Raw genomic sequence first — 11,204 nt, 5'->3', positions numbered from 1 at the left:
GGGCCACCGGTTTAAGTGAGAGATTAAACCTACCGATGATAGAGATTAAAGAAACCGATCAGAAAACATTTCACGAATATTCCAAAAGCAAAGCAGCCCAGTCCGAAAGAGACCAGTAGTAGAGCAGCCAGGGCTCCCCATATGATCTTCTTCACCAAATGAATGGAGAAAATGATCAAGGCCAGTCCGATGGTAAATATACCTAAAGAACACATCAGGATCTTTAGATAGGACAGTTGATTCTCAGAATCTACCAGATCCATTAGGTAAGTAGTTCCAAACAAGGAAAGTAAAACAATGGATAGGCCGACAAGTCCAACAGCTGCACTAATCGCGGTTTCTCTATAATCCAGATGCCGAAGATCGAAGTTGGAGAGATTAAGTTTTCTAAAGGTAACAAACATACAATTACTAATTTTCAAACCGGTGTAGATGAATTCTATACCATCCGGAATTTCGAAGTAAGATCTCTTTAAGAATTAGCAACCGCTTAACAAATACCCTTAGTTTCAGAGAACGACCGCAAAGATGAGCCTCCGGATTGGTAACAAAGCGTAAAGAAAGGCACTCCCGCTTCGAATTGAAAACGATGGGGCCACTGAATTTCTGAAGTCTATTACAGTGCTTTGATGGAATCTATCTCAACCAACACACCCGGCTCACCCTGAAAAGATAATTTCAGTGATTGGATCGATCCTTTCCAATTTGGATTGCCAGTGAGGTCGATGCCATAGTCTTTAAATCCCTTGCTCTTTTTAAGGGTTATAGGGCCTGCGATACGATTAACTTCCCCAGCCTCGTTCTCAGCCGATAACCATGCCAGTACAGGGAAAGAAGCTTTTGCTTTAATTTCAAGCTGACCACTATTCTTGGCAGCATCTACATTGAGTCCCCCGCGAACAATAGAGCCCTCCCCATCGGGCAGATTAAAATCAAGATAGCCGAGGTAACCGGCTATGTTTGGCACATTGCCTTCGCCTTTCCAACCTTCAGTCTGCCAACCACCATTATCAAAAAGGAACTGAAGCTTACCATCGTTAGGGTCACGTCCAACTGCCTCTTCCCATTCACTCGATAGCCCATCACCATCGTGGTCGGTGCGCACTAACTCATACTCGGGATTTACGGCTGCCCACCTGCTCGTCGACTGTTCAAGCAACTCCTGAAGCTTCTCTTCACCTTCACCATGATCACCTTTAGCAATCCAGGAATCGAGTAACTCGCGGTGACGTTGAACTTCATCCGCAAGCTTTGGATCGTTTATTAGGTTCACCATTTGAGCGGGATCCTTTTCCACGTCATAGAGTTCTTCCGCTGGTCGCTCTCCAAAATAGATCTCAGCGTGACGCTCTGAAAGCTTACCTGCCTGATAGAGGTCATGAAAATCCTGATTGTATGGCTGACCATCCCGATACTGAGGTTGTAGAAAGATTCGATCGGTTTTGTAATTTCGCGTATAACGATAGCGCTCTGTTCGGATAGTACGAACCCGATCAATAGTATGGTCCAAGCGATCTTTTGCGGAGGCCACGAATTCGCGCGCCTTGAACCCCTTGCAAAAAAGATGCTGCCCTTCCCAATTTCCAGGTATCGGAATACCTGCCCAGGCCAAGGTCGTGGCAGAGAGGTCCAGCATGTCCACTAAATCATTTCGTATCTTTTTCCTGGGTACGTATTTTTCAGGACCATAGACGGCAAACGGAACGTGTAGTCCTCCCTCTGTTGGCATCTGCTTGTGTCTAAGCAGTTGATTGGCTCCGTGGTCACCAAAATAAACCACAATGGTATTCTCCCAAAGACCATTCTCTTTGAGGCCTTTTATCACGCCTCCGATAAAATCATCATCCTTCCGAATGGAATCGTAGTGCTCCGCAACCACTTCGCGCTGCGCGGGCGTATCTGGATAATCAGCAGGAACAACCACCGAGTCGCGATCAGTTCTGCGGTCCGCCGGCCAATTCCTTGTATTCTGTTTTCCACCTGCGGTTTGAATCTGTCCATAAAACGGTTGGCTCGCTTTGATTTTGTCCCAAGGAATCGGTTCACGACGTTTTTCGTCGAAGGTAAAGATCTCTTCAGTAGCCAACACGAAGTTGTAGTCGGTTTTACCCAGATTGAAGGTTGAATAGCCGTTCTCATTCATGATTTGAGGCAACAGCTTCATTCCATCTGGCAGGAACAGGGGTGCCTTTCCGCGAGAACTCCGGTGCTCATGTGCATTGAATCGGATCTGGTTCATCCCGCCCATAAGCGCCGAGCGACAAGCCGAACAAACCGGAGCAGGTACATAAGCCCGCTTGAACAATACGCCCTGATTCGCCAACGAATCGATATGCGGGGTGTGGCCTTTATTCACCTCGTGACCATAACAGCCCATCCAAGGCGATGTATCCTCGGCAAAAAGCCACAGAATATTGGGTTTATCTTGCGCCTGAAGGCCTACTATAAAACCGAAGAGAAGAACGAAGAGCTTAGGGTAGAGTGAGAACTTCATACCCAAACCTCGAATTTGGATAACAAATTGTCGATAACGAATCTCTTATTGCTGAAGCATTGACGCTTACCTGAAGATATTTCATTTGTATAAGCTTCATCAATCAGAACCACCCTATGAACCGAAGAGATTTTATTCGCACCTCAGCAATCACTGGACTCGCTGCCTCCACTTCACTCGACCCACAACTCATGGCCGCTCATCACAAGTCGAAGCGCAAATTCACGATTAACTTCGTCGGAGGCGCCCTGGGCATCAAAGCCGACCAAAAGCGCTCAATTGAATTAGCTTCAAAATACGGATTCGAATCCGTGGAAGCACAGTCGAGTTACCTCGCTGGATTGAGTAAAGGTCAGCTCAGCGACCTGAAGGGCGACATGAAGGACAAGAATCTGGTTTGGGGCAGCTCAGGTCTACCGGTTGATTTCCGCAAAGACCGAGCCAAATTCGAAGAGGGATTAAAGGAGCTACCACGGCTGGCAGCAGGATTGAAGCGTGCAGGTCTAACTCGGGTAAACACCTGGCTTATGCCCAGTCATACCGACCTTACCTACAATGAAAACTTTAAACAGCATACACGTCGCCTTTGGGAAGTGGCTAAGATCCTTCAAGACAACGATCTTCGCCTCGGCTTTGAATACGTCGGAACCACTACCCTGCTCATCCGGGCCAAGTATCCATTCGTCCATACTCTGGCGGAAACCCAAGAACTTTGCGCCGCCATCGGCACCACCAATGTCGGTTATGTCTTGGATTCATGGCACTGGTGGCAAGCAGGTGATAGCGCCGATGCGATCAAAAAGCTCGACCCAGCCAGTATAACGCTCGTCGACCTGAACGACGCTCCCAAAGGAGTTGAGAAACAGCAGCAACAAGATGGACAACGCGAGTTGCCCATGGCGACTGGAGTCATCGACCTCAAACCCTTTATGGAAGCTCTTATCCACATTGGCTACGAAGGCCCGGCTCGTGCCGAGCCTTTCAATCAACCCCTTCGCGACCTGGATGACGACGACGCAAGCAAGGCGACTATCAAGGCCTTGAAGAAGGCTGTGGCGTTGGTGGAGTAAGCAGCCGCAGAGGTCAGGTTTCAGCGGTCAGGTGTCAGTAATAGTTGCGACTTAGAGTATCACAGGCGTCTCACCGGTGTAATTGGGATCGGTGAAATATGTCTTTACATCCTGACTCCCGACACCTGAACACTGACCTCTATTTACCCAGCGCCGCTCTAACATACCGAGCGACTTCTTTCCCCTGAGCGGTGTAGCCTACTTCATTGAAGTGCACATTGCCGGGCTTGGTCCACCACTCTGGTTGGTTAGGTAGAGTAAACGCGTAAAGGTCATTCACTTCAATTTCCGGGTAGTCTTTCAATACTCGTAATGCTACCCGGTTGTAGCGACCAGCATCGATCACGTGACGACCCGGCTCTCCCTTTGGAACAGGAGTCGTGGTTGCGAAAATCAGCTTTGCATCGGGAGCGATCCGCACGAAGTAACCAATGGCATTTCGAAGATTAGCTTCATACTCGACCATCGAGGTAACCTGCTCCCCTTTTGCCTTATCCAGCTTATTCCCCTCTACATATTTCAAATCGTGCAATCCCACATTAAACTGAATCACGTCCCACTCAAAACCCCAATGATCCTTCATCGTCCTTCGAAGCGTATCCACTTTTTGGATTATCGAAGATGAGTCGCCCCCATTCACATGCAAGCGATAGACATTGGCCTCACCTGCTAATTCAGACCGCACCGTAGGCGTGTAAGCAATGGAGATCGAATCCCCATAAATAAAAACATTCGGCAAACTTGGGTCATTTTCGACGAATGCAAACGCCCCACGCTTTTTAAAGTTTTCACTCAGGAGACTATTCCAGGCTTCTTCAGCCGTTTCAGCAGATACTCCAAGGGTAGACACAAACAAAAGAAGGGTGAAGATTCTCATGATTTAATTTATTAGAGATGTCTGGAGACCAGCCCAAGCAAAACTTGTTCAAATATTTGAAGATTGCGGTGCCATCGCGGCCACTAAATAGTGATCTAAGCTACACTAAGGACCTTCAATGAAATTCATCTACCCCACCCTCCTTGCTCTTATTATCAGCGTTCAAATAATTGCCCAGAGCAATGGCGCAAACCAAGTAAACATCAAGACCACGCATATCGCCGGCTCTGTTCATATGCTTGAAGGTCGAGGTGGGAATATCGGGATTTGCATAGGAGAAGATGGCGTATTTATGGTCGACGACCAATTTTCTACACTCACAGAGAAAGTCGTTACGGCCATCCGAGGCATTTCAGGAAAACCGATAGAGTTTGTCGTCAATACGCATTTGCACGGTGACCATGTAGGAGGGAACGAAAATCTGGCAGCCATGGGAGTGAAAATAATTGCCCATGATCTGGTTCGGGATCGCTTGAAACACCGGACTGTTAATCGGCAAACAGGAGAACTGGGACGAGGAGCTCCGGATGCAGCCCTTCCCCATATTACTTACGATCGAAAGCTCACCTTCCACTACAATGGCGAGGAGATACACATCATTAAAATGTACCCTGCTCATACCGATGGGGATAGCATTGTTCATTTTACAGGTTCCAACGTCATTCATGCAGGAGACGTATTTCGCACCACCACCTACCCTGTGGTTGATTTAAATCACGGCGGAACCTTTCGCGGAACCCTTTCTACGCTCGCTTATATAATCGATATCGCTGATGACGATACGATCATCATACCTGGGCACGGAGTACCATCCTCCAAGGCAGACATCATCAAATGGCGCAAAATGCTCATGACCATCGCTAGTCGCATTCAACAAAGCGTAGATACCGGCGACAAATTGGAAGAAGCACTCGCCAGAAATCCAGGGCTTGAGTTCAACGACCGCTGGGCTGCGGAGCAAGGCTGGGCTTCGACGAGGACGTTTATGACGACGATCTATACTGAATTAAGCCAATAGAATTCTCTTTCAACGGATGTATCAATATATTCTTAAATTTACTAAAAGCACGAAAACAACCAGTAGTATTCGATCATCATGGAACTACGTTTTGATACATCCTCGGATCGACATGCTGAGTGTTCCTCCTTCAAAACTCAGTCACGCACACAAGTGCGCTCCCTCGTCTATCAGTCATCAAGCTCAACATCTCAATCCCGTGAAACAAGAATTCTAAATCGAAGAAAAATCGGACTCAAACAATGATTCGCCTAGTAATTTTTTACCTCTTAGCCAGTTCAACAATTTTTGGTGCCCGTGGCCTCATCGTAAACGAGCCAGAAGCATTTCAAGGGTATACGCTCTATACCCCGCTCAGATCGACTGAGACCATCCTGTTAAACATGGAAGGCGAAGTGGTTCACAAGTGGACGAGTAAACACTGGCCGTCCAATTCTGCCTATTTATTGGCCAATGGAAATCTTCTCCGATCAGCTAAAGTAAAAGGCAACCCGGTGTTTGGTGACCGAGGTCCCAGTGGAGGCCGTGTAGAGTTATTTGATTGGAGCGGAAATCTCATCTGGGACTACGTCTACTCCAATGATCATCACCATCAACACCACGATATCGAACCATTGCCCAATGGCAATGTGCTGATCTTAGCCTGGGAACACATCTCCAAAGAAGAAGCCATAGCTGCCGGTAGGGATCCCCAAACAATCTCCGACGCTGGGATTCATCCCGATACCGTCGTCGAGGTAAAACGCACCGGAAGAACTACTGGGGAAATCGTCTGGCGATGGAGCGCCTGGGATCACCTCGTCCAGGACATTGATCCTTCAAAGGACAACTACGGGACCGTGGCCGATCACCCTGAATTGATAAACGTCAATCTAAACAGTCGACCAAGAACCGACTGGATGCACACCAACAGCGTTGATTACAACCCAGTCCTTGATCAGATCGTGATTAGCCCACGCAGCTTCAACGAACTCCTTGTCATTGACCACAGCACAACAACCGAGGAGGCCCGAGGGCACACAGGCGGGAACGCCGGTAAAGGAGGCGACATACTCTATCGCTGGGGTAACCCGATGAACTACGGAGCAGGAACCAAAGCGGACCAACAGCTCTTCCAGCAACATGATCCACGTTGGGTTCAACCGGGACAACCAGGCGCTGGCAACATCACCATATTCAACAACCAGAGGGGACAATCCACAGGTGATTACTCCGCCATCGACGAAATCAAACCGCCTGTTCAGCGATCAGGAAGCTACCAGATTCAAAAAGGAAAACCATTCGGTCCCAAGTCACCGGAATGGACCTACATCGCTAACCCAGCCACCGATTTCTACTCCTCATTTATCTCCGGAGCCGAACGCCTTCCCAACGGCAACACCTTAATCTGTTCAGGCGCTGAGGGCATCTTCTTCGAAGTGACGCCAGAAGGCAAAACGGTATGGGAATACCACAACCCGGTCACCCTGCCACCAGTTGGACCTGAGGGACCCCACAGTACCTTCCGAGTCGTGCGCTATCGCTTAGGATATCCGGGAGTGAAGCTTAGATAGTCATCCGCCTCTTAGATCCCAAAAAATCTACCTCCACATCCTGCTCATGCCTTCCAACCAAAATAACAATCAGGATCGTGGCTGGCTAAGCTTCATCGGCCCAGGAATTCTTGTGGCTGCGATCGGAGTAGGCGCAGGTGATCTTACCGCGGCAGGCTTTGCGGGAGGAAAATTAGGTACCGCCATTCTTTGGGCGGTCATTATCGGCGCGTTCTTTAAGTTCGTGCTCAATGAAGGACTGACTCGTTGGCAACTGGTCACTGGACAAACTCTATTGGAAGGAATGGCCAGATGCCTCGGTAAATGGCCAGGCAGAATTTTCCTCCCCTATTTCTTACTCTGGTCATTTTTTGTCTGCGCCAATCTTATGGGTGGAACGGGCGTCACCTTGCACGCCATCTTTCCGTTTTTCGAAGATGCGTCCCAGGGCAAGGTGGTATTTGGAATCATCGCTAGTATCGTCGGCTTAATCCTCGTGCGTCGTGGGGGATTCAAACTCTTTGAGAAAGTGATGGGCGTTTGCGTCCTTCTCATGTTCGTCACCGTCGTCGTGAGCGCAATCATGCTCGCCCCTGATTTAGGTGAAATTTTTAAAGGCCTCTTTGTTCCGAGCATTCCGGATGCCAAGGATGGCGGAATTGCCTGGACCATGGCTCTCATCGGAGGTGTAGGCGGGACAGTAACCATACTGAGTTACGGTTACTGGATAGCGGAAGAAAAGCGCCATGGGATAAACCAACTTCGACTATGCCGATGGGACTTGGGTGCCGGTTACCTGGTCATCACCATTTTTGGCTTAGCCATGATCATTATCGGAAGCACCGTTGAAGTCACTGGCACTGGCGCACGGTTGATTATAGAAATCGCAGATTCCTTGGAAACTTCATTAGGCAAGATAGGCAGATGGGCGTTCCTTATTGGAGCACTGGGAGCCACCTTCAGCAGCGTACTCGGCGTATGGCAATCGGCCCCCTACTTATTTGCCGACCTATGGCGGTTGTTTGTGCAAAAGGACACCGACAAGGCATCCCTTACAGATGGCGTTCTTATCGACACGAATTCTAAACCCTATGTCATTTACCAATATTCGATAGCCATCATTCCCATCTTCGGTCTCTTGTTCGAATTCCGTGAAGTCCAAAAAGCCTACGGTGTCGTTGGTGCAGCTTTCCTACCACTACTCACGCTTGTATTACTTATTCTTAATGGCCGAAAAAAGTGGATGGGCAAACACACCAATCATCCCGTCACGGTCGTAGTCCTTTTGTCCATACTCGCATTCTTCGGCTATATGGCATGGTCGAGATGGATGTCATGAATACAAAATGGTTCATCGTAATTTTTAGTCCGTTAGTATTCTTATTCGGCTGCACTCAGTCCTCTCCACCACTCAAGCTTCATTGGGAGGAAGAGATACTGACCATCAGTGGCGACCAGCTTCCTGGACAGGAAATGAAAATCTGGTATCTTGAGGCTTACTGCCGTGACAATTCTCGAACAACCCACTGGGGTGAACACACCGTTATTGATCATGAGACTTATCTGATCTCAAGCAACGAAGCAGGCACTGAGATTCGACTTCAATGCAAGGTGGCCGATGGGCTCATTGTAGATCATGTCATTACGCCCACTCATGACGAAGTGGACATTCGCATCACAGCACACAATCCAACCAACGTTCGGAAGCTCACTGGGTTCAGCCTTGTGTTCGTGTGGGAGAATTTACCGGAACCGGCCCAGACCAAACCGAAGACAAATATGCTTATCTGGCCAAGAGCTTTGTATTTCTCGATGGGCAGTTATCTCGCATGCCCACGCGAGATTGGGCAACTGAGGCACGCTACACTCCTGGCCAAGTATGGGCTGGCCCCGGAGTCCCCAGAGAAGATGTAAATCCACGTCCCCTCCACCCTGATGTACCCAACAATGGCTTGATCGGCTGTTTTAGTTCCGATGAATCCATGATCTTTGCCATTGCCTTTAAGCCCTACCAAGAGCTCTTCCAAGGCGTCATCCGTTGCCTGCACAGTGACTTCCGACTAGGCGGCATTGAGGCGGGAGAAACATTGGAAATAAAAGGAAAACTCTACTTCGTTGAAAACGACCTAAATACTCTCCTCGAGCGATACCAAAAAGATTTTACAGATCAGTTCCTAAATCACTGATTTACACTTATAAAACTTTGTATCTGTGTTCATCTGCGTCAATCCGTGGTTAGGTTTAAGTTCTTTTTTCGAAAACGCAGATGAAAACAAACTAACACAGATATAATTGAATAATTAAAATAAGCTTCTCGTGAATCATAGCCTCTCTATCCGCCCCAATCAATCTGAGGACGAAGAACAACTCATCGCCTTATGGGATTCCTGCGGATTGGTAGTACCTCAAAACGATCCCCTCAAAGACATAACCCGAAAATGCGCAGTCAACCCAGAGTGGTTTCTGGTGGGTGAATACGACGGATCCATCGTCGCTAGCTGCATGGCTGGTTATGAAGGACACCGTGGATGGATCAATTACCTGGCGGCTTCGCCCCACCATCAAAGACAAGGGTGGGCGCGCACCATGATGGAACACGCGGAACATCTCCTCAAACAAGCTGGTTGCCCAAAAATCAACTTACAAGTCCGTTAAAACAATTCGACGGTCATCGAGTTTTACAAGAGCATCGGCTATTCAATCGATCCGGTCGTTAGTCTGGGAAAACGTCTCGAAGAGGACTCCCAGAGTTCTTCAAAGCAGGTCCCAAGAAAGGATTCTTAGGTGCAAACGACTAATTTTAAACGATGAACAAACCAACCATGATTATTGGAGCGAGCCCCAAGCGGATCGCTATGCCAACAAAGCGCAACAACTCCTCAAGGAGCACGGCCACACAACGGTGCCCATAAACCCGATACAGGAAGAAATCCTTGGAGATCTTGTTTTAAAATCTCCATCCGACTATCAAGGCGAGCTCGACACCGTCACTCTTTACGTTCGCCCCGAACGACACGAACCGATCCTGGACGAGATCATCGCTCTTAAACCCAAGCGCATTTTATTTAATCCAGGAACCAAGGATGCTGGTATCCAGGAAAAAGTAAGTAAGGCCGGCATTGAAGCCCTCGAAGGATGCACCCTGGTCTTGTTGAATACCGGCCAGTACTAATCGAGGGGTTTATTTAGCAGATTCGTATTCAAAAATCCCCCGGTCAATCATCCGGGACGCATACACCATCACCGGGATTAAGAACGAAAGCAGCCACCCCAAATCCGGACCCATTTCAACCAGCCATTGAAGGGACTTGGACTGGACTACTGCTTTCACATAATCGAGCACCACAGGAGTCAGCACATCCAGTTGACGCATGCAGAAACAAAATCTTATCGAACAACTTCCTCACTCAGGCCCATATCTCCACAAATAGAATAAGCTACACCACAGGCGGCAGATTTGTGACGATTAACCAATTCTGTAAACGCCTCTCTCTGCCCATCTATAGACCGTTCAACGAGGTCTGCATCCACCATTTTAGATATGTATCCGACTTCACCCATACTCCCTAGTGGTCATGAGAGAAAGAAATGTGACAACATATCCTTCGAATTCACTTAATAATCACTTTTCGGCAAACGACTTTATACTCCAATGGTCGGCTGAGATACTTCGAAACTCACCAGGCAAGAACCTGAAATGTGCCTTCGACATCCCGATAACAGATCCAATGAATATAAAAGCACTCATTATAGCCAGCGCCACTCCAGTTATGCCAACCAGGGGAATCATTGCAGAGCTCAGTCCAAACATCCACATGGCAACACCGGCAAAAATAGTGGACAGATTCTCAAGCTCTACAGTGCGTTCTCTTTCTGAATCCAACTCTTGCACCTGCCTGGTATTCAACGTGTGAAGAGACTTAAAACTGAATGGCTTGAGGGTAGGCTTTGGAGCCTTGGTAAAAGCCCTGGCGAGGGAGAGTAGCATTTTCTCAATGCCACGACCTCTTGAAGATTTCACCGTCCAAACAACCTCGTGAGTCGCATCCTCCACGTGTGTCGAATTAAACTTTTCCTCAACAAGGTTTGCATAAGCGGCATAAGCCTCCTCCACCGTTGACTCCTCTTTAAGAAATACCTGGAACGCTTGTTTAAAATCCTCAGCAATCATATGAGATAAAAGGTATTTAGCTTTTCGTTCGTTAGGCCAGCA

General features: G+C 48.1%; 10 protein-coding genes and 3 pseudogenes. 7 read left to right on the top strand and 6 right to left on the bottom strand.

Annotation, left to right across the window (positions count from 1 at the left end; all coding sequences use genetic code 11):
• Nucleotides 1-29: 29 nt before the first annotated feature.
• Together GA003_07670 and GA003_07665 are read right to left on the bottom strand one after the other, a co-directional pair.
• Nucleotides 30-404, bottom strand: a complete 375-nt coding sequence (locus GA003_07670) for a hypothetical protein (protein ID QXD29827.1) — start codon at nt 402-404, stop codon at nt 30-32.
• A gap of 212 nt (nt 405-616) precedes the next feature.
• Complete coding sequence (locus GA003_07665; GenBank protein ID QXD29826.1) at nt 617-2,494, bottom strand: sulfatase; 1,878 nt, start codon at nt 2,492-2,494, stop codon at nt 617-619.
• 116 nt (nt 2,495-2,610) lie between these two features.
• Here GA003_07665 and GA003_07660 point away from each other — a divergent pair, with 116 nt between their 5' ends.
• Nucleotides 2,611-3,564 (top strand): sugar phosphate isomerase/epimerase, encoded by a 954-nt coding sequence (locus GA003_07660; protein QXD29825.1) that lies wholly within the window; start codon nt 2,611-2,613, stop codon nt 3,562-3,564.
• 139 nt (nt 3,565-3,703) lie between these two features.
• On the opposite strand, the gene GA003_07655 is transcribed toward GA003_07660, so the two are convergent.
• Nucleotides 3,704-4,441, bottom strand: coding sequence for an SGNH/GDSL hydrolase family protein (locus GA003_07655; GenBank protein QXD29824.1), 738 nt, complete (start codon nt 4,439-4,441; stop codon nt 3,704-3,706).
• Between the two features lie 118 nt (nt 4,442-4,559).
• Here GA003_07655 and GA003_07650 point away from each other — a divergent pair, with 118 nt between their 5' ends.
• The 6 genes and pseudogenes from GA003_07650 to GA003_07625 all read left to right on the top strand — a co-directional run bounded on the left by GA003_07650 (nt 4,560) and on the right by GA003_07625 (nt 10,163).
• Nucleotides 4,560-5,459: an MBL fold metallo-hydrolase gene (locus tag GA003_07650; GenBank protein ID QXD29823.1), complete on the top strand. Its 900-nt coding sequence runs from the start codon at nt 4,560-4,562 to the stop codon at nt 5,457-5,459.
• Nucleotides 5,460-5,701: 242 nt separating this feature from the next.
• Entirely contained in the window at nt 5,702-7,012 is a 1,311-nt protein-coding gene (locus GA003_07645) for an aryl-sulfate sulfotransferase (protein QXD29822.1), read from the top strand.
• A 46-nt stretch (nt 7,013-7,058) separates the two neighbouring features.
• The gene (locus GA003_07640; protein ID QXD29821.1) at nt 7,059-8,330 is read left to right on the top strand and encodes an Nramp family divalent metal transporter; all 1,272 of its coding nucleotides are present in this window, start codon (nt 7,059-7,061) and stop codon (nt 8,328-8,330) included.
• Nucleotides 8,318-9,177 (top strand): annotated as a pseudogene (locus GA003_07635) (hypothetical protein). Before GA003_07640 ends, GA003_07635 begins: the two are co-directional and overlap by 13 nt.
• Nucleotides 9,178-9,307: 130 nt before the next feature.
• Nucleotides 9,308-9,775: pseudogene (locus tag GA003_07630) on the top strand (GNAT family acetyltransferase).
• A gap of 23 nt (nt 9,776-9,798) precedes the next feature.
• Nucleotides 9,799-10,163, top strand: a pseudogene (locus tag GA003_07625) (CoA-binding protein).
• Between the two features lie 9 nt (nt 10,164-10,172).
• Here GA003_07625 and GA003_07620 read toward each other — a convergent pair.
• The 3 genes from GA003_07620 to GA003_07610 all read right to left on the bottom strand — a co-directional run bounded on the left by GA003_07620 (nt 10,173) and on the right by GA003_07610 (nt 11,162).
• Nucleotides 10,173-10,364 carry a hypothetical protein gene (locus GA003_07620; GenBank protein QXD29820.1) on the bottom strand — a complete coding sequence of 64 codons (192 nt, stop codon included), beginning with the start codon at nt 10,362-10,364 and terminating at the stop codon, nt 10,173-10,175.
• Between the two features lie 14 nt (nt 10,365-10,378).
• Nucleotides 10,379-10,552: a hypothetical protein gene (locus tag GA003_07615; protein ID QXD29819.1), complete on the bottom strand. Its 174-nt coding sequence runs from the start codon at nt 10,550-10,552 to the stop codon at nt 10,379-10,381.
• Nucleotides 10,553-10,613: 61 nt separating this feature from the next.
• The gene (locus GA003_07610) at nt 10,614-11,162 is read right to left on the bottom strand and encodes a hypothetical protein (protein QXD29818.1); all 549 of its coding nucleotides are present in this window, start codon (nt 11,160-11,162) and stop codon (nt 10,614-10,616) included.
• Nucleotides 11,163-11,204 lie beyond the last annotated feature (42 nt).

The organism is Opitutia bacterium ISCC 52 (assembly GCA_014529675.2).
In the GTDB taxonomy this organism is placed as follows: Bacteria; Verrucomicrobiota; Verrucomicrobiia; order Opitutales; family UBA2995; genus UBA2995.
Note: the sequence above shows the minus strand (reverse complement) of the source record. Positions and strands in the feature narration are given on the sequence as shown.